27 protein-coding genes and 1 riboswitch are annotated in these 26234 nt (G+C 60.6%); of the genes, 10 read left to right on the top strand and 17 right to left on the bottom strand.

The window, feature by feature from the left end:
- The first annotated feature begins 682 nt into the window (after positions 1 to 682).
- Together uvrB and DDT56_RS20260 are read left to right on the top strand one after the other, a co-directional pair.
- Positions 683 to 2692: an excinuclease ABC subunit UvrB gene (uvrB, locus tag DDT56_RS20265; RefSeq protein WP_136168198.1), complete on the top strand. Its 2010-nt coding sequence runs from the start codon at positions 683 to 685 to the stop codon at positions 2690 to 2692.
- 36 nt (positions 2693 to 2728) lie between these two features.
- A complete protein-coding gene (locus DDT56_RS20260; RefSeq protein WP_136168197.1) occupies positions 2729 to 3169 on the top strand; it encodes a VOC family protein in 441 nt (146 codons plus the stop codon).
- Between the two features lie 190 nt (positions 3170 to 3359).
- On the opposite strand, the gene DDT56_RS20255 is transcribed toward DDT56_RS20260, so the two are convergent.
- The 9 genes from DDT56_RS20255 to DDT56_RS20215 all read right to left on the bottom strand — a co-directional run bounded on the left by DDT56_RS20255 (position 3360) and on the right by DDT56_RS20215 (position 11567).
- Positions 3360 to 4886: a class I adenylate-forming enzyme family protein gene (locus tag DDT56_RS20255; protein ID WP_136168196.1), complete on the bottom strand. Its 1527-nt coding sequence runs from the start codon at positions 4884 to 4886 to the stop codon at positions 3360 to 3362.
- A complete protein-coding gene (locus tag DDT56_RS20250; RefSeq protein WP_136168195.1) occupies positions 4883 to 5671 on the bottom strand; it encodes a VOC family protein in 789 nt (262 codons plus the stop codon). The genes DDT56_RS20255 and DDT56_RS20250 overlap by 4 nt, the downstream gene beginning before the upstream one ends.
- 10 nt (positions 5672 to 5681) lie before the next feature.
- The gene (locus tag DDT56_RS20245; protein ID WP_136168194.1) at positions 5682 to 6098 is read right to left on the bottom strand and encodes a PaaI family thioesterase; all 417 of its coding nucleotides are present in this window, start codon (positions 6096 to 6098) and stop codon (positions 5682 to 5684) included.
- A 32-nt stretch (positions 6099 to 6130) separates the two neighbouring features.
- On the bottom strand, positions 6131 to 7147 hold the full coding sequence (locus DDT56_RS20240) for a zinc-binding dehydrogenase (protein WP_136168193.1): 1017 nt from the start codon (positions 7145 to 7147) through the stop codon (positions 6131 to 6133).
- 25 nt (positions 7148 to 7172) lie between these two features.
- Positions 7173 to 8165, bottom strand: coding sequence for an ABC transporter substrate-binding protein (locus DDT56_RS20235; RefSeq protein ID WP_136168192.1), 993 nt, complete (start codon positions 8163 to 8165; stop codon positions 7173 to 7175).
- Between the two features lie 4 nt (positions 8166 to 8169).
- Positions 8170 to 8943, bottom strand: a complete 774-nt coding sequence (locus DDT56_RS20230; RefSeq protein ID WP_136168191.1) for an ABC transporter permease — start codon at positions 8941 to 8943, stop codon at positions 8170 to 8172.
- A 1-nt stretch (position 8944) separates the two neighbouring features.
- Positions 8945 to 9721, bottom strand: a complete 777-nt coding sequence (locus DDT56_RS20225; protein ID WP_136168190.1) for an ABC transporter ATP-binding protein — start codon at positions 9719 to 9721, stop codon at positions 8945 to 8947.
- On the bottom strand, positions 9718 to 10437 hold the full coding sequence (locus DDT56_RS20220) for a GntR family transcriptional regulator (RefSeq protein WP_009112227.1): 720 nt from the start codon (positions 10435 to 10437) through the stop codon (positions 9718 to 9720). Before DDT56_RS20220 ends, DDT56_RS20225 begins: the two co-directional genes overlap by 4 nt.
- A gap of 224 nt (positions 10438 to 10661) precedes the next feature.
- Positions 10662 to 11567, bottom strand: coding sequence for a gluconeogenesis factor YvcK family protein (locus DDT56_RS20215; protein ID WP_136168189.1), 906 nt, complete (start codon positions 11565 to 11567; stop codon positions 10662 to 10664).
- 274 nt (positions 11568 to 11841) lie between these two features.
- Positions 11842 to 11989, top strand: a riboswitch (molybdenum cofactor riboswitch).
- On the opposite strand from DDT56_RS20215, the gene moaA reads away from it, so the two are divergent.
- The 6 genes from moaA (at position 11978) to DDT56_RS20185 (ending at position 15631) form a co-directional block, all read left to right on the top strand.
- Positions 11978 to 12967 carry a GTP 3',8-cyclase MoaA gene (gene moaA / locus DDT56_RS20210; RefSeq protein ID WP_136168188.1) on the top strand — a complete coding sequence of 330 codons (990 nt, stop codon included), beginning with the start codon at positions 11978 to 11980 and terminating at the stop codon, positions 12965 to 12967. It overlaps the preceding riboswitch by 12 nt.
- Positions 12968 to 13001: 34 nt before the next feature.
- Positions 13002 to 13514 (top strand): molybdenum cofactor biosynthesis protein B, encoded by a 513-nt coding sequence (gene moaB / locus DDT56_RS20205; protein WP_009112230.1) that lies wholly within the window; start codon positions 13002 to 13004, stop codon positions 13512 to 13514.
- Between the two features lie 7 nt (positions 13515 to 13521).
- Positions 13522 to 14001, top strand: a complete 480-nt coding sequence (gene moaC / locus DDT56_RS20200) for a cyclic pyranopterin monophosphate synthase MoaC (protein WP_136168187.1) — start codon at positions 13522 to 13524, stop codon at positions 13999 to 14001.
- Positions 14001 to 14246 carry a molybdopterin synthase sulfur carrier subunit gene (gene moaD / locus DDT56_RS20195; RefSeq protein ID WP_136168212.1) on the top strand — a complete coding sequence of 82 codons (246 nt, stop codon included), beginning with the start codon at positions 14001 to 14003 and terminating at the stop codon, positions 14244 to 14246. The genes moaC and moaD overlap by 1 nt, the downstream gene beginning before the upstream one ends.
- Before the next feature lie 2 nt (positions 14247 to 14248).
- Entirely contained in the window at positions 14249 to 14701 is a 453-nt protein-coding gene (moaE, locus tag DDT56_RS20190) for a molybdopterin synthase catalytic subunit MoaE (protein ID WP_136168186.1), read from the top strand.
- 219 nt (positions 14702 to 14920) lie between these two features.
- A complete protein-coding gene (locus tag DDT56_RS20185; protein WP_009112234.1) occupies positions 14921 to 15631 on the top strand; it encodes a Bax inhibitor-1/YccA family protein in 711 nt (236 codons plus the stop codon).
- A gap of 73 nt (positions 15632 to 15704) precedes the next feature.
- Here the strand turns inward: DDT56_RS20185 and DDT56_RS20180 are convergent, their stop codons facing one another.
- From DDT56_RS20180 to DDT56_RS20155, 6 genes are all read right to left on the bottom strand, one after another.
- A complete protein-coding gene (locus DDT56_RS20180) occupies positions 15705 to 15941 on the bottom strand; it encodes a type II toxin-antitoxin system Phd/YefM family antitoxin (protein WP_136168185.1) in 237 nt (78 codons plus the stop codon).
- 141 nt (positions 15942 to 16082) lie between these two features.
- Complete coding sequence (locus DDT56_RS20175; RefSeq protein WP_136168184.1) at positions 16083 to 17189, bottom strand: ABC transporter permease; 1107 nt, start codon at positions 17187 to 17189, stop codon at positions 16083 to 16085.
- A 9-nt stretch (positions 17190 to 17198) separates the two neighbouring features.
- The gene (locus DDT56_RS20170) at positions 17199 to 18344 is read right to left on the bottom strand and encodes an ABC transporter permease (protein WP_136168183.1); all 1146 of its coding nucleotides are present in this window, start codon (positions 18342 to 18344) and stop codon (positions 17199 to 17201) included.
- The gene (locus DDT56_RS20165) at positions 18337 to 20079 is read right to left on the bottom strand and encodes an ATP-binding cassette domain-containing protein (protein ID WP_136168182.1); all 1743 of its coding nucleotides are present in this window, start codon (positions 20077 to 20079) and stop codon (positions 18337 to 18339) included. Before DDT56_RS20165 ends, DDT56_RS20170 begins: the two co-directional genes overlap by 8 nt.
- Positions 20072 to 21100: a secretion protein HlyD gene (gene hlyD / locus DDT56_RS20160; RefSeq protein ID WP_136168181.1), complete on the bottom strand. Its 1029-nt coding sequence runs from the start codon at positions 21098 to 21100 to the stop codon at positions 20072 to 20074. Before hlyD ends, DDT56_RS20165 begins: the two co-directional genes overlap by 8 nt.
- Before the next feature lie 6 nt (positions 21101 to 21106).
- The gene (locus DDT56_RS20155) at positions 21107 to 21805 is read right to left on the bottom strand and encodes a CerR family C-terminal domain-containing protein (protein ID WP_136168180.1); all 699 of its coding nucleotides are present in this window, start codon (positions 21803 to 21805) and stop codon (positions 21107 to 21109) included.
- Between the two features lie 321 nt (positions 21806 to 22126).
- Here DDT56_RS20155 and rhlE point away from each other — a divergent pair, with 321 nt between their 5' ends.
- Positions 22127 to 23494 carry an ATP-dependent RNA helicase RhlE gene (gene rhlE / locus DDT56_RS20150; RefSeq protein ID WP_136168179.1) on the top strand — a complete coding sequence of 456 codons (1368 nt, stop codon included), beginning with the start codon at positions 22127 to 22129 and terminating at the stop codon, positions 23492 to 23494.
- Between the two features lie 38 nt (positions 23495 to 23532).
- On the opposite strand, the gene DDT56_RS20145 is transcribed toward rhlE, so the two are convergent.
- Entirely contained in the window at positions 23533 to 24432 is a 900-nt protein-coding gene (locus DDT56_RS20145; protein ID WP_136168178.1) for a DMT family transporter, read from the bottom strand.
- Between the two features lie 112 nt (positions 24433 to 24544).
- On the opposite strand from DDT56_RS20145, the gene DDT56_RS20140 reads away from it, so the two are divergent.
- Complete coding sequence (locus tag DDT56_RS20140) at positions 24545 to 25420, top strand: helix-turn-helix domain-containing protein (protein ID WP_136168177.1); 876 nt, start codon at positions 24545 to 24547, stop codon at positions 25418 to 25420.
- Positions 25421 to 25435: 15 nt separating this feature from the next.
- Here the strand turns inward: DDT56_RS20140 and DDT56_RS20135 are convergent, their stop codons facing one another.
- On the bottom strand, positions 25436 to 26107 hold the full coding sequence (locus tag DDT56_RS20135) for an epoxyqueuosine reductase QueH (RefSeq protein ID WP_136168176.1): 672 nt from the start codon (positions 26105 to 26107) through the stop codon (positions 25436 to 25438).
- Positions 26108 to 26234: the final 127 nt, after the last annotated feature.

The following is a 26234-nucleotide window of genomic DNA, read 5'->3' as shown; positions in this document are numbered from 1 at the left end:
GGTATTTATTCATCAATCAATAGAAAAAATATCTTGATTTTCCCCCTTAGCCCTTGCCATCGCTGAATGCGTTTCTGGAATCCGCGTTCCGTTTTTAGCATTTTTCAGTCTAATACTTATGAGATAAATCGCAGAAAAGGGGTGAAAAAAATCCGTGTCGGCGATGATATTTGATGAAGGTAGTATTTCTGTAACACAGAGCGGGTGCGGGGTTGTGGGAGTTATCCACTATTTCTGTGGATAACTGTGTGCATGAGCGTTAGGAAAACCATGCCAGACGAGAGCTGACGCGGGTTTCCGTCGGGTTGACGTTATTCTCTGCTTTTTTTTAAATCCTACGAAAATCATTATGTTATTTAAAATCAAGTGCCTTGATTACGCTTGGCGCCCGCTGACATAAATTAGTAATCTGGCGCTGGCGGCAGGTTACGAAAATTATCCGTTTTGGGGATAAAAAGTAGCTAACTTTTTCTGGTGGATCGGCAGCCGTTATGCTAGCGAATCCATGCGCTGATTAATCATTCAGCCGGGCGATAATTTTCTTGATGCTGTTTTTATATCCAGTATCATGGCGGTGGTAAAGTCCGCGATTGCTTCCCATAATAACTTAAGGGTCAATAACGGCCGTTCAGTTCCATTCGCGTGTTATCCGATAGCCCATTCATGAGTAACGTATTCGACTATGAGTAAAGCATTCAAACTGAATTCCGAATTTAAGCCGGCGGGGGATCAGCCGGAAGCCATTCGTCGTTTAAAGGAAGGATTGGAGGATGGGCTGGCGCATCAGACGTTGCTGGGGGTAACCGGTTCGGGCAAAACCTTTACCATCGCCAATGTGATCGCCGACCTGAACCGTCCCACTATGGTGCTGGCGCCCAATAAAACGCTGGCCGCCCAGCTTTACGGGGAAATGAAAGCTTTTTTCCCGGATAACGCGGTGGAGTATTTCGTCTCTTATTACGACTACTATCAGCCGGAAGCCTACGTGCCGAGTTCCGATACCTTTATCGAGAAGGATGCGTCGGTCAACGAACATATCGAACAGATGCGGCTCTCGGCCACCAAGGCGATGCTGGAGCGGCGGGATGTGGTGGTGGTGGCGTCGGTGTCGGCGATTTACGGCCTGGGGGATCCCGACCTGTATCTGAAAATGATGCTGCATCTGACGCAGGGGATGATTATCGACCAGCGGGCGATTTTACGGCGCCTGGCGGAATTGCAGTATGCCCGTAACGATCAGGCGTTTCAGCGCGGCACCTTCCGCGTGCGCGGCGAGGTGATCGATATTTTTCCCGCCGAATCGGACGAGGTGGCCCTGCGCGTCGAGCTGTTTGATGAAGAAGTGGAGCGGCTGTCGCTGTTTGACCCGCTGACCGGGCAGATTCTGCACGTCGTGCCGCGTTATACCATTTATCCGAAAACGCACTATGTGACGCCGCGCGAGCGTATTTTGCAGGCGATGGAAGATATCAAGGTGGAGCTGGCCGAACGCCGCAGGATACTGCTGGCGAACGATAAGCTGGTGGAAGAGCAGCGGCTGAGCCAGCGCACCCAGTTCGATCTGGAAATGATGAACGAGCTGGGCTACTGCTCCGGCATCGAAAACTATTCGCGCTATCTGTCCGGGCGCGGCCCCGGCGAGCCGCCGCCGACCCTGTTCGACTACCTGCCGGCCGACGGGCTGCTGGTGGTCGACGAATCGCACGTCACCATTCCGCAGATAGGCGGCATGTACCGCGGCGACCGGGCGCGTAAAGAAACCCTGGTGGAGTACGGCTTCCGCCTGCCGTCGGCGCTGGACAACCGGCCGATGAAGTTTGAGGAGTTCGAGGCGCTGGCGCCGCAGACCATTTACGTGTCGGCGACGCCGGGCAACTATGAGCTGGAAAAATCCGGCGGCGAAGTGATCGATCAGGTGGTGCGTCCCACCGGCCTGCTGGATCCGGTGCTGGAGGTGCGGCCGGTGGCCACCCAGGTGGACGATCTGCTATCGGAAATCCGTCTGCGCGCCGCGGTGAACGAGCGGGTGCTGGTCACCACGCTGACCAAGCGCATGGCGGAAGATTTAACCGAATATCTGGAAGAACACGGCGAGCGGGTGCGCTACCTGCACTCGGATATCGATACCGTCGAACGGGTGGAAATTATCCGCGATCTGCGGCTGGGCGAATTCGATGTGCTGGTGGGCATCAACCTGCTGCGGGAGGGGCTGGATATGCCGGAAGTGTCGCTGGTGGCTATCCTCGACGCCGACAAGGAAGGCTTCCTGCGTTCCGAGCGCTCGTTGATTCAGACCATCGGCCGCGCGGCGCGTAACCTGAACGGCAAGGCCATTCTGTATGGCGACAGAATTACCCCCTCGATGGCGCGGGCGATTAGCGAAACCGAGCGCCGCCGTGAGAAACAGCAGGCGTACAACCTGGAACACGGCATTGTGCCGCAGGGGCTGAACAAGAAAATCGCCGATATCCTGCAACTGGGGCAGCCGAGCAACAGAGGCAAAGGGCGCGGCAAGAAAGCCGCGGAGCCGGCGGCCGACTATCTGGCGCTGACGCCGAAAGCGCTGGAGCAGAAAATCCGCGAGCTGGAAAGCAGGATGATGACCCACGCGCAGAATCTGGAGTTTGAAGAAGCGGCCGGTCTGCGCGATCAGGTACAGGCGCTGCGCGCGCAGTTTATTGCGTTGTCCTGACGGATGATGCGAGCAGAAACGTTTTGAGGGATCGTTATGGATGTTGCTATACCGGGTGTAGATGTCTTGTTTGTTGCGGGTTTTGGCCCCATCGTAAAATCAGCTCCGGCCAGCTATAGGCTCTACGTTGACACGCTGGGCCTGCCGTTAAAGCCGCTGGAGGGCAATAGCGATTATTTGACCACGGATAAGCTGGACGGCGTGAAACATTTTTCGTTATGGCCGCTGGAGCAGGCCAGCCAATCCTGCTTTGGGCAGGATCGGTGGCCGTCGGAACTGCCTGTGCCACAGAGCTGGCTGGAGTTTGACGTTGCCGATATGGAGCAGGCAACGCAGGCGCTTAAAAGGCAGGGGTATGCGTTGCTGGTGGATAACCGGCTGGAACCCTGGGGGCAGCAGGTTACGCGTTTCCTTAGTCCCGAGGGGATGCTGGTCGGCGTGACCCATACGCCCTGGCTGCGGGAGTCTGCCCTCTGACCTTCGTCATGCCCGCAGATCCCCGCTTTCGCGAGGAGGCATCTCAGCAACACCGAGCCGCCAGCGGAAGTAGATCCCTGCCTACTGCCGCGGGGATGACGGAGGTGACTGCCGCGGGGATGATTGCTGGCGGTATTCGGGGATGACTATTTCGGTGTGTTTGCCAGCAATCTGGTAAGGATTATGCCGGTTAACGCTCAGGCTGTTCTCCCGTGCCGCTCAGGCCGGCGGGCGCTATCCGCCGGGCGGCTTCCTGTTTCAGCGCTTGGCGATCGATTTTGTTGGTGCCGGCCAGCGGAAAACGCTCGAGCAGCCAGATATGGCGCGGATGCAGATAGGCCGCGCCCTCGCGCAGCGTAAAGGCTTTAAGCTCCTCCACGCCGACCTGTTTGCCGGGGCGCAGCACCACCCAGGCCGCGGGTTTATGGCCTTTAATCTCGTCGGCGACCGGCACCACGCAGGCCTGCTGCACCGCCGGGTGGCGTTCCAGCAGCTGCTCCACTTCGCTCGGATAGATATTTTCCCCGCCGCAGACGAACATATCGTCATGGCGGCCGATAAAGGTGTAGAACCCTTCATCGTCCTGGCGGAACACGTCGCCGGTAATGTAATAGCCGTCCGGGGTGAAGGGGGCGATATCCGGCCGCTGGTGGTAGCCGAGCATCAGCGCCGGGCTTTTCAGCTCCAGCACGCCGCGGCGGGAAAGCCGTCCGTCTTCGCCGCGCAGCCGCAGTTCAACCTGCGGATGCGGGTAGCCGGCGGCCAGCGGCGGCAGCGGGCGCCCTTGCGGATGCGCACCGAACACCACCGGCCCGCCCTCGGTGGTGCCGTAGGCGTTGATAATCCGCGCCTGCGGCAACAGCTTGCGGATCTGGCTTATCAGGCTGGCGCTCACCGGCGCCGACCCCATGCGCACCGCCCGCACGCAGGATAGATCGCTTTGCGCCAGCAGGGCTTTTTCCCGCAGCATCATGGCGATCATCGGCGGCACCGCCGTCAGCCAGCTACAGCGATGGTCGTGAATGGCGCGAATATAGTCCGCGGCGCTGAACTGCGGCAGGATCACTGCGGTGACGCGGCTTGCCAGCGCCAGCAGGATCAGCGCCAGCGCGTTCATATGGTAAAACGGGGCGGCGATAAGCACCCGTTCATCATGCAGTTCGCGCGCCGCCAGACGCGTCTCTATCACCCACAGATGGCTGTGGTGGCTCAGTTTGACCCCTTTGGGCACGCCGCTGGAGCCGGAGGTATACAGCAGCAGCGCCACGTCCTCCGGGCCGGCCGGCCAGGGCGTCAGCGGGCCGGGGTCGCTAAATGCCGTCAGGGCGTCGTCGTCAAAAGGGATATGCGGCGGCGGGTTGGCGAGGCGCGCCAGCTGCGCGTCGTCGCCAAAAAGAAAGAGGGCGCCGCTGTCCTGCAAAATATGCTCGATGGCGGCGACCGGCAGTTTGATATTGATGGGCACCGCCACCAGCCCGGCGCGCAGGATCCCCAGCAGCGCGGCGACGTACTGCGTCGAGTTGAGCGCCAGAATGGCGACCTTGCTGCCGGGGGGAAATCCGCGCGCCAGCAGGGCGCGTCCGATGGCGTTGGCCTGCGCGTCGAGCCGGGCGTAGCTGAGCGCCTGCGCAGGCTGCCCGGCGCGCGGCGCAATCAGCGCGGGCTGCTCGCCGTCGCGGCGTTCGGTAAACAGCACGCCCAGATTACGACCGTTCATGGCAGAAACTCGAACAGGCTATTGAACGCCGGTAGCGCCACCAGCAGGCGTTGCGGCTGTTCGCTGAGCGGCAGATCGAGCGCGCGGGCCCGGTCGGCGATCAGCTTGCGGTCGCCGCCGTGCAGACGCAGCGCGGCAAACCGGCTTTTACGCGCCGGGTCCGGTTGCAGCAGATGCTGATAGTGTCGGGCGAAAGCGTCGTGATGCAGGAAGGCCAGTTCAAAACCCGGCGCCAACGCGCCCAACGCCTGATAGTCGCCGGCCAGCGATGCGGGGTCGTCGCCGACCACCGTCAGCTGGCCGATGCGCGTCACGCCGTTGCGATGCCGCAGCCACTCATCGCGCCATACCAGCTCCGGCGTGTGATGCTGGCAGAAATAGATCCGCCCGGCGCTGAAACTGTCCGCCGCCAGATGCACCGTGCTAAAGCGCGCCTGCCGCCGCTGCCCGTCGATATCCACCGGTCGGGAGAAGGTGCGCACGGGCTGCGCGGCAAAGCCGGCCTGGCGGATCGCCTGCGCGCTGGCGGCGATATCCTGACTGGCGAACACCAGCCCGTCGAGACCGGGCGGACCGTCAAGCAGTTCCCGGCGCTGCACCGGCTCGCCGGGCGGCAAGCCGAGAATTTCCAGATAGTGGCGCTCGAACATAATCAGATGGTTGATCGACCCCATGGAGTGATAGCCGCGCGGCGTCAGGGTGAAGCCGAGCCGGCTTAGCAGCGCCGCGGCGCGGTCGGTCTCGAATTGCGCGTTAAGCACCAGATGGTCGAGAGAGAGAGACATAGCCGGCTCCTCAGGCGGTGGCGGTGGAATAGAGGCCGCGTCCGCTGGCGACCAGACGCCCCTCGCTGTCGAACACCTCGGCTTCGGCGCAGGAGACCTGTTTACCGCTTTTGATCACCCGGCCGCGGGCGGTGAGATCGCCGCGCGCCGGACGGTGGTAATCCACGTGCAGATTCAGCGTCGGCACTCCCCGGCCGGTAAAGGCCACCAGCGCCCAGTCGGCGGCCAGGTCGATCAGCGCGGCGAGGATACCGCCGTGGGTATATCCTCCGGCGGCGTTGACCACCCATTCTTCGCGCCAGCGCGCGGTTAATTCGATTTCCCCCTCTCCCAGGGCGGTCACCTGCAGACCAAGCCATTGGTGATAAGGTCCTTGTAGCAAACGCGCCTGCACATCGGCGGCGCTCAGCGGTGTGGATTCAGCCATTAGCATTACCTTTTATCGTGATGATATTGTTCTCAGGGGGTGACGATAACCTTGCCCAGCACTTCGCGATCGCGGATAAGCCGCAGCCCTTCCGCGGCCTGCTCCAGCGGCAGGACCCGGTCAATCAGCGGATCGATTTCGCCGCGCGACACCATCTCCAGCAGGGCGCTGAGGTTGTCGGCGTAGAAACTGTTGGAGCCTTTGACCGTCAGCTCGAAGCTCCAGATATAGCGCAGATCTTCCTGCGGGTCGTAACCAGCGGTGGCGCCGCACACCAGCAGCGTGCCGCCGCGTTTCAGGCAGCGCAGCGACGGGCGCCAGGTCTCGCCGCCGGTGAAGTTGATCACCACGTCGACGCCGCCTTCATAAGTGCGGCGCTGCGGTTTGCCGTAGGCGGCGATGGCCCATTTGGCAAAATCGGTTTCCCGGTAGTTGACCACCTGGTCCGCCCCCAGCGCCCTGAGCGCCTCGGCTTTTTCCGCGCTGCCGGCGCAGGCGATAACCTCCGCCCCCAGCCGCTTGGCCAGCACCACGCAGGCGCTGCCGACGCCGCCGCTGGCGCCGAGGATCAGCACCCGGTCGCCGGCTTTAATGGTGTTGTGGGTGACCAGCATACGGTGCGCGGTGCCGTAAGCCACCGGCAGGGCCGCCGCCTGCGCAAAGCTGACGTTATTCGGCAGGGCGAGAAGCTGGGCGGCGTCCGCCAGCGCATATTCCGCCATGCCGCCGTCGATCATCTCGCCCATCAGCCCCACGGCCGGTTTCAGCGGATTGACCAGCACGCGGTCGCCGATTTTCCAGCCGTCGACCCCCTCGCCGACGGCGCTGACGGCGCCGGCCAAATCCAGGCCGGGCACCACCGGCAGCGGAACGGTAATGCCCGGCATCCCGCGCACGGTAAACACGTCGTGATAGTTAAACGATGCCGCCCCGACGCGGATTACCACATGGCCGGGCTGCGCCGCCGGCCGCGGATGGTTATCGATCACCCGCAGCCGATCGAGGTCGCCGTGCTGCGTCAGTACCAGTGCTTTCATGGTGTCGCTCACAAGTTGTCTCCTGTTGGGCTGGCGGTTATTCGGCCAGCGGGGGGATGGATTTCGACTGCTGGTAGGGGCCGGTGACAAACAGGCCGTCGCTGAGCTCTCCCTTGATGGCGCCGCTTTCAACGAACACCTTATGCTGCAATTTCAAGGTATCGATATCAGCCTGCTCGAACGAAACCCGGTTCATGCTCTCCCAGCGGCTGACGTAGACTTCGGCGTCTTTTTGCGGCAGGTTGGCTTTTTTCTGCAGGATCTTCACTACCTCATCAGGATGCGCCTGTCCCCAGGCCAGGGTGTCGCGCAGCGAGGCGATCACCCGGGCCACGGTATCCGGCCGTTTATCGATCAGATCGCTGCGCACCGCGCCGATGCCGATATAGGGAACGGCGTCGCTGTGGGTGAGCTTGCGCCACTCATCGGCAAAGCTGCCCAGGGGTTTGACATGCAGCTCATCCAACTGGGCGATGGTCACCGAGCGCAGCGCGGCGGCATCCACCTGCTTCTGCGCCAGGAACTGCGCCAGCCGCGATTCGTTGCCGCCCACCAGCGAGAAATCCGCCGCTTTGATGTCGTAGTTGCCGGCCAGAATGGCGCCGGCGATCACCGCCACCGACGAGCCCGCCGGGGACATGCCGATCTTTTTACCCTTCAGTTGGGAAAGCTGGGTGATGGGAGAATCGCTCGGCACCACAAACTGCACGTCGGCGGGCTGGGTGGCGGCAAAGATTTTTACCGGCACCCCCTCGGCGGCGGTGCTGAGGATGCCGGCCAGCGGCGCGCCGAACGCCAGATCGATGGAGCCGGAAGCCAGCGCTTTTACCGGCGCGTTGACGTCCGGGAAGTGGATAAACTCGGCGTCGATGCCGTGACGGGCGAGAAAATCGGTGCTTTCCAGCACCGCGCCATAGCCGAGGCTGACGCCGCTGGTCCAGTAGCCGATGCGTACTTTTTCCGCCGCGGCGAGATTTTGGGCAAACAGCGCCCCGGCGACCATCAGGGCCGCTGCAATGATATTTTTCATGGCGTTATTCCTGTGTGAGTTGTTTCCAGCGGAACAGACGACGTTCCAGCGGTTTCAGAATGCCGCTCTCAAGCAGCAGCATGAGCGCGACCAACAGCACCGTCCAGGCGAACACCTGATCGGTTTGCACCAGATCGCCGGCCTGACGCAGGCGATAGCCGATGCCGTTTGACGAGCCCAGCGTTTCGGCCACCAGCGATACGCGCCAGCCGAAACCGAAAGCCAGACGGGCGCCGGAGAAGAAATAGGGCAGAATGGTGGGCAGGTAGATTTTCAGCAGCGTCTGCCAGCGGTTCATACGGAAACTGCGCGCCAGCTCGACGTACTGGGATTCCACCGTCTGCGCCCCTTGCCAGACGTTGGTCAGGATCAGCGGCATGGCGGTCATAAACACCACGAACACCGTGGTGGCGTTGGAGATGCCGAACCAGATGATGGCGAAGATGGCCCAGATGGCCGACGACACGCTGTTAAACACCGCCAGCAGCGGTTCGAAGAACTGCGCCAGACGACGGCTGGCCCCCAGCGCCAGCCCCAGCGGGGTGCCGACCAGGGTGGCGAAGACGAAGCCCGTCGTCACGCGGGAGAGGGTAACGCCGATGTCGTTGAGCAGCGTGCCGTTATGCCACAGCAGTTGCAGCGCCAGCCAGGTTTTTTGCGGACCGGGCAGGATAAAGGCCGGCATCCGCAGGGCCGCCAGCCACCAGATAAGCAGAAACAGCAGCAACAGGGACAGGCGTTGCAAGAGCAGCGTCGACAGCGAACGGGCACGGGACATATCAGATCTCCAGGCGCAGCAGGCGTATCTGCTCGCTGACCGCCCGGCTGGTGGGCAGGCGAGGGCGCGACAGCTCAATGGTTTGAATATGGTGGATATGCCCCGGATGGGGTTTGAATATCACCACCCGGTCGGCCAGCACCACCGCCTCTTCCACATCGTGGGTGACCAGCACGATCGACATCCCGGTCAGGCGCTGGATGCGCAGGATTTCGTTATGCATCACGCTGCGGGTTTGCGCATCGAGCTTGGAAAACGGCTCATCCATCAGCAGGATTTCCGGCTCCGTGACCAGACTGCGCGCCAACGCCACCCGGCTGCGCATGCCGCCGGAGAGCTGATGCGGCCAGTAGCGGGTAAAATCGGTCAGCCCGACCAGATGCAGCGCGTCCGCCACCCGCCGACGCCGCTCGGCCTGGCTGAGGCGCAGATTCTCCAGCCCGAAATTCACGTTCTGCTGTACGCTGCGCCACGGCAGCAGGCGATCTTCCTGAAACAGATAGCCAATGCGCTGCCAGTGACTGTAGTGCGCGGCGTCGGCGCCCTGAATGGTCAGCGATCCGCTGTCGGCGCTCAGCAGGCCGGACAAAATATTCAGCAGCGTGCTTTTGCCGCAGCCGGAAGGGCCGAGCAGCGCCAGGATCTCGCCCGGATTAAGGGTTAAATCAACGTCGCGCAGCACCTGCAGCGCGCCGAACGCTTTGCTGATGCCGGTCGCCCGGATCAGCGGCGCGGCGGCGGGGGCTGGCGGCGGCGTCTCCTGCAACAGCGCGCTCATTGTTGCAGCCTCCGTTCTAGAATGGGCAGCACGGCGCCGTCCCGGCTCAGGGTGGCGTAAACCTTTTCCAGCGTCATCGCCTGGAAGGTTTCGATATGGCGGCGGGCAATCAGCTCGACCCGCTTGCCGTCGCCTTGGCTGAACGCCTCGATCATGGCGTTGTGGTCGTGCTTGATTTCCGGCTTGGTTCCCTGCACGTTAAAACCCAGCGCCACCAGACGCGACATTTCGTCCATCAGGCTGGAGAGCGTGCGGATCAGATGGTTGTTGCCGGAAGCCTGGGCGATGGTGAGATGAAAGCGCTTATTGGCGTTCATAAATACGTTGATCTGTTGCGACAGCGGGGCGCGGATCTCTTCCCGGCAGGCGGCCTCCAGCCGGCGCAGTAAATCAATGTCCACGCGGCCCACCGCCAGCCGGGCGGCCAGCGGTTCAAGCTGGGCGCGGATGGTGAAAATCTCTTCCACGTCCTGCACGGTGACCGGCGCGATCTGATACCCCTTGCGCGGGCGCGACCGCAGCAGATTTTCATGGCACAGACGGGCCAGCGCCACGCGGCAACTGCTTTTGCCGATCTCATAACGTTCCATCAGCGCCTGTTCGGTGATCATGGCGCCGGGAAGCAGCCGGCAGCACAGCACATCGTGGCGAATGCGCAGCCAGGCGGTATCGCCTTGCGACAAGGCGGCATTTTTTTCTGATGAAATCGTAGCCATCTGGAAATCCTTAATACGTGCTGTGAGCAGCTCACAGGGGGAGACTAGGATGCTTAACTGCAGGCAGTTTATGAAGCAGGCTAATAATTAGCCAATAAGAAATTTGGCTTTGGATATGAGGAAAAAACATCAACTGAGCTGCTTACGGCAGGGGAGACCAATGAGGCGATTCGCAGAGGAAACCGGTCGCCGGAGATAAACCGCGGTGGGGCGACCGGCGAGAGTCAGGCTAACGCGGCCAACGCTTTTTCAATGGCGGCGTAAAGTAATTGGCGGTCGTGGCGGTAGGGGATATCGGCGGCTTCCAGCGGCTGCTGAATCAGCATGCGGCCGGACGGCGCGGCGGCCGGGCCGGGAGGCAAGATAACCACGTCGATATGCCGCCCGCCGAGGTGCTTTTCCATCATCTCCAGCTTCTGCGGCAGCGTCATGCCGGCGGCGGACGGGCTGAGCTCGCGGACGAGATTGTCGATATAGATAATGGGTGCGGCGGTGTCGCGCAGGGCGCGGCTGAGATCGTCGATCAGCAGCGGCGGCATCAGGCTGGTCAGAAAGCTGCCGGGACCAATCAGGATCAGGTTGGCATCGGCAACGGCCTCCAGCGCTTCATTAGGGGCGGAGACCGGGGGATAGAGCGTCAGATCCTGCGGCAACGCGGCGAGCTGATCGATATCCACTTCGCCATATACCGGGTTGCCCTGCTCATCAATGGCCATCAAATCAACCGGCTGCTCGGACATGGGGATTAAAAAAGCGTCGACTTTCAGCAGATCGCGCAGCAGGTTGATGGCCTCTAGCGGGCGAACGCTCAGATGGTCGAGCGCTTTCAGCATCAGATTACCCAGATTATGGCCCGCCAGTTCGCCGCTGCCGTTGAAACGGTACTCAAACATGGCGGAGGCGACGCTCGGGGTGGTAATCAGCTGATTCAGGCAGTTACGGGTATCCCCCCAGGCGATCCCGCCCTCCGCGCGACGTATTCTTCCCGTCGAGCCGCCGTTATCGGTGGTGGTGACGATGCCGGTCAGGCGCGAGCCGAGGGAGGAGAGTGAAGACATTACCCGACCCAGGCCGTGCCCGCCCCCCAGGGCGACGACCCGATCGACATCGGCCAACGTACGAATGCGCATAATAACCCTTATTGCTGAACTGAGGCGGTAACCGCCGCCGGTAAGGTAGCCGATTTCGCTATAAAAGGCGAAAAATCATCATGCTGTTGTGACCTGAGACAATGTCCGCCGCTGATTTTCCGCTATGCTATGCGGGATAAAGTATTGAAAATTCGTTATATATTAAATTATACATCGATTTTTTAAGTGACTATCCGCCGCCATTGGCGGTAAGCTTTTGATGAAATTCATGGTTCCGCGTCTGCCTTGTCTGACTCTGTTAGTCAAATAATAGACCGGAATCAAACTCCTAGCCCTGGCGCCTAAGTGATGCGGATGCGACGCATGATATGGCGCCCTGGCCGTGGCCGGAATGGTCACCAGGGTGCGAGGTAGAAATGCCTGCATCTCCCGTATTTGGAAAGGTGTTTATGGCGAGTCAACTGACCGATGCGTTTGCGCGCAAGTTTTACTATTTGCGCCTGTCTGTAACCGATGTCTGCAACTTTCGTTGCACCTACTGTCTGCCGAACGGCTATAAGCCCGATGGCGCCAACCCGCACCATTTTCTCTCCCTCGACGAGATCCGCCGCGTCAGCCGCGCGTTCGCCGAATCAGGCACGGAAAAGGTCCGCATCACCGGCGGGGAACCCTCGCTGCGCCGCGATTTCGTCGACATTATCGCCGCCATCCGGGAAAACCCGGCGATCCGCGCGCTGGCCGTCACCACCAACGGCTACCGCCTGGCCCGCGACGTGGCCCGGTGGCGCGAAGCCGGTCTGACGGCGCTGAACGTCAGCGTGGACAGCCTCGACGCCCGCCAGTTCCACGCCATTACCGGGCAGGATAAATTCCGTCAGGTGATGGACGGCATCGACGCGGCGTTCGCCTGCGGTTTCGCCAAAGTAAAGGTCAATACCGTGCTGATGCGCGACGTCAACGACGGCAGCCTGCAAACCTTTCTTGAGTGGATCAGAGCGCGTCCGATTCAACTGCGCTTTATTGAACTGATGGAAACCGGCGACGGCGGCGCGCTATTTCGCCGCCACCATATTTCCGGCGAGGTTATCCGCCGGCGACTGCTGCAACAGGGATGGCTCGAACGGGCGCGCGGGCGCAGCGACGGTCCGGCGCGGGTATTCCGCCACCCCGATTATCAGGGGGAGATCGGGCTGATTATGCCCTACGAGAAAGATTTCTGCCTGAGCTGCAATCGCCTGCGCGTTTCCGCCACCGGCAATCTGCATCTTTGCCTGTTCGGCGAGCAGGGTATTCCGCTGCGCGATCTGCTGGCCGACGACCAGCAGATCGAGGCGCTGAAAATGCGCATTTCCGGCGGCCTGGCGACCAAGAAACAGAGCCATTTTCTGCATCAGGGCAACAGCGGCATTACGCAGAATCTATCGTTTATCGGCGGCTGACGCCGCCGTTCAACCTATCCGTAAGGAGCTTGCCATGAGTAAGGTCAGTAGCGAATTTATTCCTCTCAATATCGCGGTGCTTACCGTATCCGAGCGGCGCACCGCGGCCGACGATACGTCGGGCGATTATCTGCGCGAAGCGGCGCAGTCCGCCGGGCACCAGATCGTCGCCAGCAGAATCGTCAGAGAAAATCTCTACCAGATCAGGGCGCAGGTATCCGCCTGGATCGCCAGCGACGAGATACAGGCTATTCTAATAAACGGCGGAACGGGGTTTACCGCCGGCGACCTGGTGCCGGAGGCGATCGGCGTGCTGTTCGACCGGGAAATCGAAGGCTTCGGCGAGCTGTTCCGTATGCTGTCGTATGAGGATATCGGCACCGCCACGATCCAGTCGCGGGCGGTCGCCGGGCTGGCGAATCAGACGGTGATTTTCGCCATGCCGGGCTCGACCCGCGCCTGCCATACCGCCTGGGAGCGCATTATCCAGGAGCAGCTGGATGCGCGTCAGAAGCCCTGTAATTTCCATCCCCATCTGAAAAAGTAACCTGTCTATGTCACAACTGACCCATATCAATGCCGCCGGCGAGGCGATGATGGTGGACGTTTCCGCCAAGGCCGACACCGTTCGCGAAGCGCGGGCGGAAGCCTTTGTTGAAATGGCGCCGCACACGCTGGCGATGATTATCGATGGCCGCCACCATAAAGGCGACGTGTTCGCCACGGCGCGTATCGCCGGTATTCAGGCGGCGAAACGCACCTGGGAGCTGATCCCGCTGTGCCATCCGCTGCTGCTGAGTAAAGTGGCGGTGGAACTCGAGGCGCAGCCGCAATATAACCGGGTGCGCATTGAGTCGCTGTGTCGCCTCGCCGGCAAGACCGGCGTGGAGATGGAAGCGCTTACCGCCGCGTCGGTGGCGGCGCTGACCATTTACGATATGTGCAAGGCGGTGCAGAAAGATATGATCATCGGTCCCGTGCGCCTGCTGGCGAAAAGCGGCGGCAAGTCGGGCGACTTCAGGGCGGAGGAATGATGATTAAGGTACTGTTTTTCGCCCAGGTGCGCGAACTCACCGACACCGATAGCCTGACTCTGGCGGCGGAGTACGCCACGGTGGACGATCTGCGCCAGGCGCTGAGCGCCAGGGGCGACCGCTGGGCGCTGGCGCTGGAGTCCGGCAGGCTGCTGGCGGCGGTCAACCAGTCGCTGGCGGAGCCGCAACATCCGCTGCGGGACGGCGATGAAGTGGCCTTTTTCCCGCCGGTAACGGGGGGATAATCATGACCGAAACGCGAATTCGCGTAGGCGAGGCCCCTTTCAACGTCGGCGATGAATATCAGTGGCTGGCGCAGTGCGATGAAGACGGCGCGGTGGTGACCTTTACCGGCAAGGTGCGCAATCATAATCTGGCGCGCGACGTCAGCGCGCTGACCCTGGAGCACTACCCCGGCATGACCGAAAAGGCGCTGGCGGAGATTGTCGGCCAGGCGCGCGAGCGCTGGACCTTGCCGCGCGTCAGCGTTATCCATCGGGTCGGGGCGCTCTATCCCGGCGACGAGATTGTGTTTGTCGGCGTCAGCGCCGCCCACCGCGGCGCGGCCTTTGATGCCGCGCAGTTTATTATGGACTATCTGAAAACCCGCGCGCCGTTCTGGAAACGCGAAGCCACGCCGGACGGAGAGCGCTGGGTGGAGGCGCGCGACAGCGACGAACAGGCGGCCCGGCGCTGGTAGCGGTTTCGGCCGAATGAACGGTTATGTGTTAAGATAGAGGCAGGTGAGGCGTAACGCCTCTTAGGTATATACCCAAAATAATTCGAGTTGCAGGAAGGCGGCAAGGGAGGGAGTCCCGATGAGCTTACTCAAGTAAGTGATTCGGGTGACTGAGCGTAGCCAACGCATCTGCAACTTGAAGTATGAGGGGTATAAATGACTTAATACAAAGGTAGCGTCATGGATAGGTATCCTCGTTCGGGTGATTCGATTGTTGAACGCGCGCAGACAGGCCTTCAGGCTTATATGGCGCAGGTCTATGGCTGGATGACCTGCGGGTTGCTGCTGACGGCGTTTGTGTCGTGGTACGCCGCCAATACGCCGGCGGTGCTCAATTTTATTTTCTCCAGCCAGATTATCTTCTTTGGCCTGATCATCGTCCAACTGGGGCTGGTATTCGTGATTTCCGGCATGGTGCAGCGCCTGAGCGGCGGGGTGGCCACCGGCCTGTTTATGCTCTACTCGGCGCTGACCGGGCTGACCATTTCCAGCATTTTCATCTTGTACTCCGGCGAGTCCATCGCCAGCACCTTTGTGATCACCGCCGGGATGTTCGGCGCCATGAGCCTATACGGCTATACCACCAAGCGTGATTTAACCGGCCTGGGCAGCATGCTGTTTATGGCGCTGATCGGCATTATCCTGGCGTCGCTGGTGAATATCTGGCTGAAAAGCGAAGCGCTGATGTGGGCGGTGACCTATATCGGGGTGGTGGTGTTCGTCGGCCTGACGGCGTATGACACCCAGAAACTGAAACGCCTGGGCGAACAGCTGTCGGTCGACGACAAGGATAACTTCCGCAAATACTCGATCGTCGGCGCGCTGACGCTCTATCTGGACTTTATCAACCTGTTCCTGATGCTGCTGCGGATTTTCGGCAACCGCCGCTGAGTGCTGCTTTTTCCCTTATTCCCGGATGCCGTGCGGCGTCCGGGGATGCCATCCTCAATCAGTCCCCGACGCTTTACTCTCTGCGCAGACTATCAAGAAGATCGGCGGATGATACCGTGCGGCCCGCTTTGATATCCTTCTCCGCAAAGGATAAAAGGCGCATCAACGCCATTTGCTCCCGCTGCATCTCAAACTGGCGCGGGTCCTGGACGACATACAGAGGCTCGCCATTCTGGGTGACCATCACGGGTTCGGAGACATCCATTGACGCCAGCTCTTTCTTGAATGCCGATACCGTGGTGATGCGCACACCTGTTGATGGGGCATATCAGACTCCTGGTTGAATGGCCGGGGCGGCTATGGACAAGAATACACCAACGGCTGAGCGGTTGCCCAAATAGGGGCCAAATATGGACAAAATGCCATCGGCGGCGGATAACCCCATTTGTCTTCAGGCGATATTGCGCCGAAATATCCAGTAAGCCACCGAACCGGTGGTGGCGGTAATCACAAATAGCGGCCACAGGCTGCCCCAGATAATCGCGAAGTCGGCATCCTTGAGGTAGATCTGTTTGGTAATGTCGGTGAAGTGGCGGATCGGGTTAATCCAGGTTATCTGCTGCAGCCACTGCGGCATATTTTCCACCGGCGAGATATAGCCGGACAGCAGGATCGCCGGCATCAGAAACACGAATACGCCGATAAATGCCTGCTGCTGCGTGGAGCAGAGCGATGAAATCAGCAGCCCGAACCCCACCAGCGACAGGCCGTAAATCAGGATGGCGGCATAAAACAGCAGCAGCGAGCCGGCGAAGGGGATCTGATAGGCGAATATCCCCGCCAGCAGCACGACGGTGGCCTGAAAGGTGGCGACGATCAGTGCCGGAACCGCCTTGCCGACAAAAATCTGCCAGGTCGAGAGCGGCGATACCAGCAACTGCTCCAGCGTCCCCTGTTCGCGCTCGCGGGCGACCGACAGCGCCGTGACGATCAGCACGCCGATGGTGGCGATCAGGGCGATCAGCGACGGGACGATAAACCATTTGTAATCCAGATTCGGGTTATACCAGTGGCGGATCACCAGTTCGCTGTTGTTGATTTTGGGTTGACCGTCCAGCAGTTCCAACTGGTAGTCGCGGACGATTTTCTGCACGTAGTTGGCGGCGATCTGGGCGCTGTTGGAGCTGCGCCCGTCCAGTATCACCTGTAGCGAGGCGCCGTCGCCGCTGACAATCCGGCGCGAGAACTGCGGCGGAAAGCGGATCGCCAACAGCGCCCGCCGATCGTCCAGCGTCGGCCCGATCTCCTGGGCGCCGTGCAGCAACAGAACGTTGGAAAAGGCTTGCGCCTTGGCGAAGCGCTGCGTCAGCTCTACGGAGGCCTGGCCGTTATCCTCGTTGTAAATGGCGATGGTTGCGTTGGTGACGTCCAGCGTGGCGGCGAAAGGAAACAGGCAAACCTGAATGATCACCGGCAGAATCAAAATAGAGCGCGTTTGCGGTTCGCGCAGCAGCGACTGGAGTTCTTTGATAATCAATGTCCACAGACGATGAAACATGGCGGCTCCCTAATCCAGCCTGCGCCGGGTTTTCCACGCCGTCAGGCCGATAAATAAAATGGCCGACGCAATAAGAAACAACAGGTTAATCAGTAACACGCTGCCGATATTGCCCGCCAGAAACAGCGTTTGCAGCGTACTGACGAAATAGCGCGCCGGAATAATGTAAGACACGGCGCGTACCGCCGCGGGCATACTGTCGATTTCGAAAACAAAGCCGGACAGCATCACCGCCGGGAGAAACGCCGCGTTCAATGCCACCATCGCCGCATTAAACTGATTGCGCGTTAGCGTGGAGATCAGCAGACCCATGCCCAGCGTGCTGATCAGAAACAGGCTGCCGATGCCGAACAGCAGCAACAGCGATCCCCGGTACGGCACGCGCATAATAAAAACGGCCACCAGAACGCACAGCGCCATCACCATCATGCCCAGGAAGTAGTAGGGGATCAGTTTGGACAGCAGCAGTTCGCGGCGGGTGACCTGGGTGGAGAGCAGCGCCTCCATGGTGCCGCGCTCCCATTCGCGGGCGATGACCAGCGAGGTGAGGATGGCGCCGATGACCGTCAGAATAATGGCGATGGCGCCGGGAATGATAAAGTGCTGACTGATGGCGGCCTGATTGAACCAGTAGCGCAATTGCACCTCGATCAGCTGGTTGAATTCCTGCCCCCGGTCGACGGCGCGCTGCTGCTGCCAGATAAGCCACACGCCCTCGGCATAGCCCTGGACGAAATTGGCGGTGTTGGGTTCGCTGCCGTCGGTGATCACCTGTATGGGGGCCCGCTCCAGCGGATGCGCCATCTGTTCGGCAAAATTATTCGGAATAACGATCAGCCCGCGAATCGCGCCCGCCTGCATCAGTTGAATCAGATGCTGCCGGTTATCGCTGATGGTCGGGGCAATAAACGGCGACGCGGCGAAGGTGTCGGCCAGGTCGCGCGCATCCTCGCTCTGCTGCTCTATCAGGATGCCGACGCGCAGGCGGCTGGAGTCGAGATTGACGCCGTAGCCGAAGATAAACAGCAGCAGCAGCGGGATCACGAAGGCGATCAGCCCGCTGCTGGGGTCGCGCAGGATCTGCCGGGTCTCCTTCAGGCACAGCGCCCGCAGGCGCCGCCAGGAAAAATTGATGTCGCCGTTCCGGCTAGCCATTATTCGCCTCGCGATCGTAGTCTTGTATCAGCGCGATAAACGCCTGTTCCATGGTCGGGGAGGGCGTTTCCTTATCCGCGGCCTGCTGCTTTAACTCATCCGGCGTGCCGCTGGCGATCAGCTTACCGTGGTAAACCAGCCCGATACGGTCGCAGTATTCCGCCTCGTCCATAAAGTGGGTGGTGACCATCACGGTTACGCCGCGGTTGACCATGCCGTTGATATGCATCCAGAACTCACGGCGGGTAAGGGGATCGACGCCGGAGGTCGGCTCATCCAGAAACAGAATGTCCGGCTCATGCATCAGGGCGCAGGCCAGCGCCAGACGCTGTTTAAACCCCAGCGGCAGGGCGTCCGGCGTCTGGCGGTAAATCGGCTGGAAGTTGAACGCCTGGGTCATGGCGGCCATTTTTTCCTGCTGCGCCTGTCCGGTCAGGCCGTACACGCCGGAAAAGAAACGCAGGTTTTGTTCCACCGTCAGGTTGCCGTACAGGGAAAACTTCTGCGCCATATAGCCCAAATGCTGGCGTGCTTTGCCCGAACTGGTTTTCAGATCCATATTCAGCACCAGCGCTTTGCCTGCGCTCGGCACCAGCAGGCCGCACATCATTTTGAAGGTGGTGGATTTGCCGGCGCCGTTAGGTCCCAGCAGGCCGAAAATCTCGCCGCGCCGCACCTTGAAGCTGACATGGTCGGTGGCGGCGAAGTCGCCGAATTTCTTCGTCAGCGCCTGCGCTTCGATCACCGTTTCCTCACCGTTGATTTCTATCTGCGGCATGATTTTCGCCAGCGAGGATTCACTGGCCGGGCCGCCGCCCAGCAGGTCGATAAAGGCGTCCTCAAAGCGCGGGGCGGTGTCGTTCAGGCTCTCCGGCGGCAGCTCGAGCGCCGACAGCAGCGCGGCCCGATCCGCATCCGGCTTGAGGATCAGCCGCACGTACTGGCCCTGAATCACCCCGTCGCTGACCTGCGGCTGGCGCAGGGCGCGTTGCAGCAGCTTGCGGTGGCTGCCGGAGTGCGCGGCGAGCAGCACGCTGTGCCCGGCCATCTTTTCGGTCAGCCGTCGCGGTTCGCCGCGGTAGAGTTGCTCCCCTTCGTTGAGCAGCAGCACGTCCCGGCATTGCTCGGCTTCGTCCAGATAGGAGGTGCTCCACACAATCAGCATGCCGTTGTCGGCCAGTTCATGCACCATGCGCCACAGCTCGCGGCGGGAAATGGGATCGACGCCGACCCCCGGTTCATCAAGCAGCAGCACCTTGGGCTGGCCCAGCAGAGTGCAGGCCAGACCGAGCTTTTGCTTCATTCCCCCGGAAAGCTTGCCGGCCAGCCGCCCGGTAAAGCGGGTGAGGTCGGTAAACGACAACAGCCGCGCAAAGGTCTCCCGGCGCAGCGTACCGGTGATGCCGCGCAGATCGGCATACAGGTTCAGGTTCTCCATCACGGTCAGGTCTTCATACAGCCCGAATTTCTGCGGCATATAGCCCAGAATGGCGTGCAGTTGGCGATCCTGTTTGATGGGATCGAGACCGGCGACCTGAACGGCGCCGCCGCTTGGCGTCAGCAACCCCGCCAGCATGCGCAGCAGGGTGGTTTTGCCGGCGCCGTCCGGCCCGACCAATCCGGTGACGGCGCCGCCGCGGATTTGCTCGGTAAGGCTGGCGAGCGCGGGCTTATCCTGACCGGGGAAGCGTTTTTCCAGCGCCTGTATATCGATTAGCGCGGCGCTCTCATTCATGGCGGGACGCATCCTGAGGCGCCTTATCCCGCTGCGGATCCCGATCGAAACGCAGCGTCACCGGCATGCCCTGACGCAGTTGATCGTCGGCGTCCTCCACCACGATACGCAGGCGGTAGACCAGAGCGGTGCGCAGGTCTTCCGTTTCCACGTTTTTGGGGGTGAATTCGGCGCTGGGGGAAACAAAACCGATTTGGCCGTGATAGGGTTTATCCGGCCGGCTGTCGGTATAGATCAGCATTTCGCCGCCCGGCACGGCGCGGCCTAAATCCTGTTCGGCGACATACGCCCGAATCCATACCGGATCGGTCAATGACAGGGTAAAGACCGTATTGCCGGCGCTAAGCATACTGCCCGCTTCCGCCGCCCGGGTGAGAATGACGCCGGCCGAAGGGGAGTACAGCCGGGTATCCGCCATATCCAGCTCCGCCTGATCCTGCGCCGCCTCGGCCTGGGCCAATGCGGCCTGCGCCGCGGCGATTTCCTGGGGCCGATTGCCGCTTTCGTACTGGCGCAGTTTGTCTTTTGCCGCCTGAAGCGTGGCCTGCGCCTGATTGCGCGCGGCTCTGGCGTCTTCCAGCGTATCGGCGGAAATAGAACGTTTGGCCCACAGTCCCTGCTGGCGCTGGTAGAAGCTATTGGCGTAGTCATAGGCGGACTGATACTGCACCACCTGGGCGCGCACCTGGGCGATCTCTTCGCTGCGATAGCCTTCCTGCAATAATCCCAACTGCGCCCGCGCGCTGGCGACGTTGGCCTGCGCCTGATGCAACGCATTCTGATAGGGCGCGTTATCCAGCGTGGCCAGCGCCTGGCCGGGCGCGATGCCGTCGCCCTCATCCACGTTCAGCGCGGTCAGACGCCCGCCGACGCGGAAAGCGAGATTGACCGTGCGAATATCGACGTTGCCGTACAGCGTCAGCGGTTTATTCTGCTGCTGCTGATAGCGCACCACGCCATACGCCGCCAGGGCGATCAGCGCCACAACAGCCAGGGCGATAGCCAGTTTTTTCTTGTTCATTACCTATTATTCCTTTATCCGCCGGGGCTGATTGTCCCGTAGCCCGTTAAGAAGAATGTCGAGGTGCTCCGTCAGCACCTGCTGAATCAGCGCGGTTTCCTCCCGGCCGATATCCTGCCAGCCGGCCCGCAGGCGGATGGTTTCCCGGGCGACGCGAAAGGAGAGTATTTCCCCAATCAGCGCCTGGGTATGCACCACGGTTTTGGCATCCTGCGCGTCCATCCCGGTGTAGAGGGCGATCAGATGAGTCACGGAGCGGTGGAGCGGTTCGATCACCTGCCGGTGGATAACCGGATAGGCGTCGGTGGGGGAGAGTTGCTCCCGGGAGATAATCCGACTGAGATTGAGGGTTTCGGCGCTGGTCATCAAGCGGCTGAAATTGAGCATACAGCGCCGCAGGTAATCCAGCGCCTGCTCCGCCGTTTGCTGCTGCGCGGGAAGCCGCATAAAGGCATCGATCTCCTCGGCCAGCGGTCGATAGAACTGGCGGATGTAGTCCGCTATCCAGCCGGCGACCGCCAGATAGAGCCCTTCCTTCGACTGAAAATGATAGGCGATGGAAGCCATATTCTGTCCCGACCGGCTGGCGATCTCACGGGTAGTGGCGGCCTGTAAACCATATTCGCCGAAGACCTCGAGAGCGGAATCGATAAGCTGCTGGCGCGTCTGATCGCCGCGGCCGGCAGAGGCTGGTTTATCACTCATGGCGTAGCGCTGTAGGTCTTGAATTAATCATGTGATTAAATTTAGGCCGTTTTGTGCGATTTTTTGTGATATGAATCACAAAATGGCACAAGAAGGTTAAAACCTGCCGGATGATTTTTTACTGATAAAAATCCCTTAACCGGCGCAACCTCTGTTATAATCGCCGTCAGTTACGCACCGTAGTTTGTGCCCGTTCATCGTGGTTGTAGCTTACGTCGTTATTGTTGAGTTGATGATGGCCCGGCAAACCCGTCTTATTATCCCTCTGAAAACTACACCGGCTGTTATCCGGTCAGGGCGGATCTGGAGTTGTTCTCTATTATGTCATTTGATTCTCTCGGCCTGAGCGCCGATATCCTGCGTGCTGTTGAAGAACAGGGCTATCGTGAACCGACGCCGGTACAGCGCCAGGCGATCCCCGTGGTGCTGGCCGGCCGCGACCTGATGGCCAGCGCGCAAACCGGTACCGGTAAAACCGCCGGCTTTACCTTGCCTTTGCTGCAACTGCTGAGCAGCAGCGCGCCGCAGGCGAAAGGCCGCCGCCCGGTACGGGCGCTGATCCTGACCCCTACCCGCGAGCTGGCGGCGCAGATTGATGAAAACGTGCAGGCGTACAGCAAATACCTGCGTCTGCGTTCGCTGGTGGTGTTTGGCGGCGTCAGCATCAACCCGCAGATGATGAAACTGCGCGGGGGCGTGGATATTCTGGTCGCCACGCCGGGGCGTTTGCTCGATCTGGAACATCAGAATGCGGTCGATCTGTCGCAGATTGAAATTCTGGTGCTGGATGAAGCGGACCGTATGCTGGATATGGGCTTTATTCACGATATTCGCCGCGTATTGGCGAAACTGCCGGCCAAGCGTCAGAACCTGCTGTTCTCCGCCACCTTCTCGGATGAAATCAGGACGCTGGCGAATAAGCTGTTGACCAACCCCGCGTCGGTGGAAGTGGTGCGCCGCAACGCGCCGTCGGAGCTGGTCACCCAGCACGTGCATTTCGTCGACAAGCGCCGCAAGCGGGAATTGCTCTCCCAACTGATCGGTGAAAATAACTGGCAGCAGGTGCTGGTATTTACCCGCACCAAACATGGGGCCAACCATCTGGCGGAGCTGCTGGAGAAAGACGGCATCACCGCCGCCGCCATCCACGGCAACAAAAGCCAGGGCGCGCGTACCCGGGCGTTGGCCAACTTCAAGGACGGCAGCATTCGCGTGCTGGTGGCGACGGATATCGCCGCCCGCGGTCTGGATATCGACCAACTGCCGCACGTGGTGAACTATGAACTGCCCAACGTGCCGGAAGATTACGTCCACCGTATCGGCCGCACCGGCCGCGCGGAGTCCACCGGGGAGGCCCTGTCGCTGGTCTGCGTCGACGAACACAAGCTGCTGCGCGACATTGAGCGTTTGCTTAAGCGCGAGATCCCGCGCATTGCCGTGCCGGGCTATGAGCCCGATCCGTCGATCAAGGCCGAGCCGATTATCAACGGTCGCCAGGGTGGTCGCGGCGGTGCGCCGCGCGGTCAGGCCGGCGCGCCTCGCGGTCAATCCGAACGCCAGCGCGCCGACGGCCCCCGTCAGCCGCGCAGGTCCGGCGGCAACGGCGCCAGCGCGTGGTCAGGCAACGGCGAAGGACAACAGCGCCGCGCGCCGCGTCCGCAAAATCGCGGCAAACCGGCGGCGAAATAAGCCTTATCCGTCTCAGGGAGCCTTTCGGCTCCCTGTCTTTATTTGGCCTGTGCGGTTTGCGCTGCGCCGCCGCGCGGTCGGTAAAACATCACCGCGTTACCCGCCAGAATCATCACCAATCCCAGCACGGCGTTGACATGCCAATGGTAATCTTCGAACAGCGTCGATACCGATAGCGCAACCAGCGGAAACAGCAGCGTGGCGTAGGCGGCCTGGCTGGCGCCGATGCGTCCCACCAGACTGAAATAGGCGCCGAAGCCAATCACCGATCCGAATAGCGCCAAATAGCCCAGCGACGCCAGATAGCCCGGTGACGCGTCCAGCGTAAAGTCGTAGTCCTGAAACAGGCTGAACAGCCCCATCCACAGCGCGCCATAGCCCATCCCCCAGCCGTTGGTGGTCATAACGTCGCGTCCCTGGCGCTGATGCTGAAAACTGATCATATTGCCCAGCGAAAAACAGTAGGTGCCGATCAGACTTAGCCCGACGCCCCACAGCAGATGCGGCTGGGCCTCCATATTCATCAGATCGTGCCAGAACAGCGCCACGATGCCGGCTAGGCCCAGCGGCGCGGCGAAGATCACATTGCGCGTCAGGCGCTGGCCGAAAAACAGCCGGCCGTTAAAGGCGTTGAACAGCACCGCCATGGAGAAAATAACCGATTCCAATCCGCTCGAAATCCAGGCGATGGCGTGGTAAAAACAGAGAAAGTTGATGCCGAATACGCAGAGCCCCTGCACCATGCACAGTAGATGGGCTTGACGCGTCAGCGGGCGAAGGAGGCGGGCGATCGTCAGAAATCCCAGTAAAATCGCCGCCGAAATCAGGAACCGCCAGAAAATGGAGACTTCGGCAGCCACGCTGCCCTGCTGCATGCTGATGGCGATCCAGGTGGTGCCCCAGATCAGCACCACGGAAAGGTAGAGAAAAACGTTCATAAGCGGACTCCGGCGGTTATCATGTCCGCCAGTATGCGGTTTTCCTCGGAGGCGGGCTTTCAGCGGATTGCGCTCGATAGCATAATCTTGCGGTTTATTAACGGGAGGGCGAATGAGCCGCTATAAAGTGTTCGATACGCTGCAACAGCATAAAACGGAGCTGCGGGATACCGTCGAGCTCGGTTCCGGCGTGCGTCTGGCGTCCTGGTTTAACCGCCACGATCTGGTCACCGTGGAAAACAGCGATCATCACACCCTCAGTCTGTACGTCGCCGACGGCTACGAGAGTTACCATAAAACGCCGGATGGCTGGCATAACGGCGGCGGGCCCGATCGCTTCTGTCTGATGCCGAAACAGAGCGTTTCCGTCTGGGATATTCGCGGCGACCTCTCTTTCGCGCACCTCTACTGCGACGACGGCCATTTTCGCCAACTGGCGGAGCAGACCTGGGACCGCAGCCCGGCGTCGATTCGCACCGAGGAGCGTATTTTCGGTGAGGATACGCAGATCGCCTTGCTGTATCGCCGGTTTCTACTTAATAACGACTGGTCCGTGCCGGCCAATCAGCTGGTGCTGAGCAGCGCGGCGACCCTGCTGATGATCCACGTTCTCCGGCGATACACCCAGCTGCGCTGGACGCTGCCGGAGGTGCGGGGCGGGCTGGCGCCCGCGGTGCTGCGCCGAGTCAAAGAGTGGATCGAAGCCCGCCTCGGCGCGCCGCTGACCTTATCTGAACTGGCGGCGGAGGCCGGATTGAGCGAATTTCACTTTGCGCGCATGTTTCGCCAGAGCGAAGGCGTGGCGCCGCACCAGTACGTGCTGCAACGGCGGCTGGCGAAAGCGGACGAGATGCTGCGTTGCGGCACGCTGTCGATCACCGACATCGCCCTGGCCTGCGGTTTCAGCTCCGCCAGCCACCTTAGCCACCGTTTTAAACGCGCTTTCGGCGTCACGCCCTCCGCGCTGCGCCGCAGCCTGTCGCGCTGAGGGCGGGCGGCAAGCTTATTCCGGGTCGTCGCCGTAATATAATTTTCCAATGCGGATAATGTCGCGGCCCTGAGATTTTCGGTGCTTATTGGAATCGCGCAGCGAATAGACACAACCGCAATATTCCTGCTGATAAAAACGCTCGCGCTTGCTGATCTCTATCATCCGCGCGGAGCCGCCGCCTTTGCGCCAGTTGTAATCCCAGTAGACCACGCCGGGGTATTTTTCAGCCGCGCTGTGTCCGCAGTCATTAATCTGCTGCATGTTTTTCCAGCGTGAAATGCCCAGCGAGCTGGAGATAACGCTGAAGCCGTTTTCGGCCGCATACAGCGCCGTCCGTTCAAAGCGCATATCGAAACACATGGTGCAGCGAATACCGCGTTCCGGCTCCCACTCCATGCCTTTGGCCCGTTCGAACCAGTTATCGGTATCGTAATCGGCGTCAACAAACGGCACGTTGTGCTGTTCGGCGAAGCGAATATTTTCCTCTTTGCGAATCAGGTATTCGCGTTGCGGATGAATATTCGGGTTATAGAAGAAAATGGTGTACTCAATGCCGGAGGCGGTAATGGCTTCCATCACTTCGCCCGAACAGGGAGCGCAGCAGGAGTGCAACAGCAGTTTGTCTGCGCCGTCCGGTAGTGAGAGCGTCGGACGTTGAAAGTCCGCGGTTTTGACATTCGACATGGCAATCATTTCGTTGTGGTCCGCCGGGGACCTGAATGTAACATATAGGAAACGAATTATTGATGATAAGACACACCGTGACAACATTTATAGCCACATCGGATGCGAAACCGAGACTTTCGCGGCC

This window comes from Brenneria corticis, from assembly GCF_003115855.1.
Lineage (GTDB): Bacteria > Pseudomonadota > Gammaproteobacteria > Enterobacterales > Enterobacteriaceae > Brenneria > Brenneria corticis.
The sequence above is the reverse complement of the archived record's forward strand: the minus strand, read 5'-3'. Positions and strand labels throughout refer to the sequence as shown.

Bases quoted from the DNA above. Each gene is read 5' to 3' on its own strand.
- moaB (WP_009112230.1), top strand. From the start codon at position 13,002: ATGAGTAAGGTCAGTAGCGAATTTATTCCTCTCAATATCGCGGTGCTT.
- DDT56_RS20140 (WP_136168177.1), top strand. From the start codon at position 24,545: ATGAGCCGCTATAAAGTGTTCGATACGCTGCAACAGCATAAAACGGAG.
- DDT56_RS20170 (WP_136168183.1), bottom strand. From the start codon at position 18,344: ATGGCTAGCCGGAACGGCGACATCAATTTTTCCTGGCGGCGCCTGCGG.
- moaC (WP_136168187.1), top strand. From the start codon at position 13,522: ATGTCACAACTGACCCATATCAATGCCGCCGGCGAGGCGATGATGGTG.
- hlyD (WP_136168181.1), bottom strand. From the start codon at position 21,100: ATGAACAAGAAAAAACTGGCTATCGCCCTGGCTGTTGTGGCGCTGATC.
- DDT56_RS20235 (WP_136168192.1), bottom strand. From the start codon at position 8,165: ATGAAAAATATCATTGCAGCGGCCCTGATGGTCGCCGGGGCGCTGTTT.
- DDT56_RS20165 (WP_136168182.1), bottom strand. From the start codon at position 20,079: ATGAATGAGAGCGCCGCGCTAATCGATATACAGGCGCTGGAAAAACGC.
- DDT56_RS20135 (WP_136168176.1), bottom strand. From the start codon at position 26,107: ATGTCGAATGTCAAAACCGCGGACTTTCAACGTCCGACGCTCTCACTA.
- DDT56_RS20215 (WP_136168189.1), bottom strand. From the start codon at position 11,567: ATGCGCATTCGTACGTTGGCCGATGTCGATCGGGTCGTCGCCCTGGGG.
- uvrB (WP_136168198.1), top strand. From the start codon at position 683: ATGAGTAAAGCATTCAAACTGAATTCCGAATTTAAGCCGGCGGGGGAT.
- DDT56_RS20175 (WP_136168184.1), bottom strand. From the start codon at position 17,189: ATGTTTCATCGTCTGTGGACATTGATTATCAAAGAACTCCAGTCGCTG.
- moaD (WP_136168212.1), top strand. From the start codon at position 14,001: ATGATTAAGGTACTGTTTTTCGCCCAGGTGCGCGAACTCACCGACACC.
- DDT56_RS20220 (WP_009112227.1), bottom strand. From the start codon at position 10,437: ATGGCTACGATTTCATCAGAAAAAAATGCCGCCTTGTCGCAAGGCGAT.
- DDT56_RS20260 (WP_136168197.1), top strand. From the start codon at position 2,729: ATGGATGTTGCTATACCGGGTGTAGATGTCTTGTTTGTTGCGGGTTTT.
- DDT56_RS20245 (WP_136168194.1), bottom strand. From the start codon at position 6,098: ATGGCTGAATCCACACCGCTGAGCGCCGCCGATGTGCAGGCGCGTTTG.
- DDT56_RS20250 (WP_136168195.1), bottom strand. From the start codon at position 5,671: ATGTCTCTCTCTCTCGACCATCTGGTGCTTAACGCGCAATTCGAGACC.
- moaA (WP_136168188.1), top strand. From the start codon at position 11,978: ATGGCGAGTCAACTGACCGATGCGTTTGCGCGCAAGTTTTACTATTTG.
- DDT56_RS20230 (WP_136168191.1), bottom strand. From the start codon at position 8,943: ATGTCCCGTGCCCGTTCGCTGTCGACGCTGCTCTTGCAACGCCTGTCC.
- DDT56_RS20255 (WP_136168196.1), bottom strand. From the start codon at position 4,886: ATGAACGGTCGTAATCTGGGCGTGCTGTTTACCGAACGCCGCGACGGC.
- DDT56_RS20225 (WP_136168190.1), bottom strand. From the start codon at position 9,721: ATGAGCGCGCTGTTGCAGGAGACGCCGCCGCCAGCCCCCGCCGCCGCG.
- DDT56_RS20155 (WP_136168180.1), bottom strand. From the start codon at position 21,805: ATGAGTGATAAACCAGCCTCTGCCGGCCGCGGCGATCAGACGCGCCAG.
- DDT56_RS20185 (WP_009112234.1), top strand. From the start codon at position 14,921: ATGGATAGGTATCCTCGTTCGGGTGATTCGATTGTTGAACGCGCGCAG.
- DDT56_RS20145 (WP_136168178.1), bottom strand. From the start codon at position 24,432: ATGAACGTTTTTCTCTACCTTTCCGTGGTGCTGATCTGGGGCACCACC.
- rhlE (WP_136168179.1), top strand. From the start codon at position 22,127: ATGTCATTTGATTCTCTCGGCCTGAGCGCCGATATCCTGCGTGCTGTT.
- moaE (WP_136168186.1), top strand. From the start codon at position 14,249: ATGACCGAAACGCGAATTCGCGTAGGCGAGGCCCCTTTCAACGTCGGC.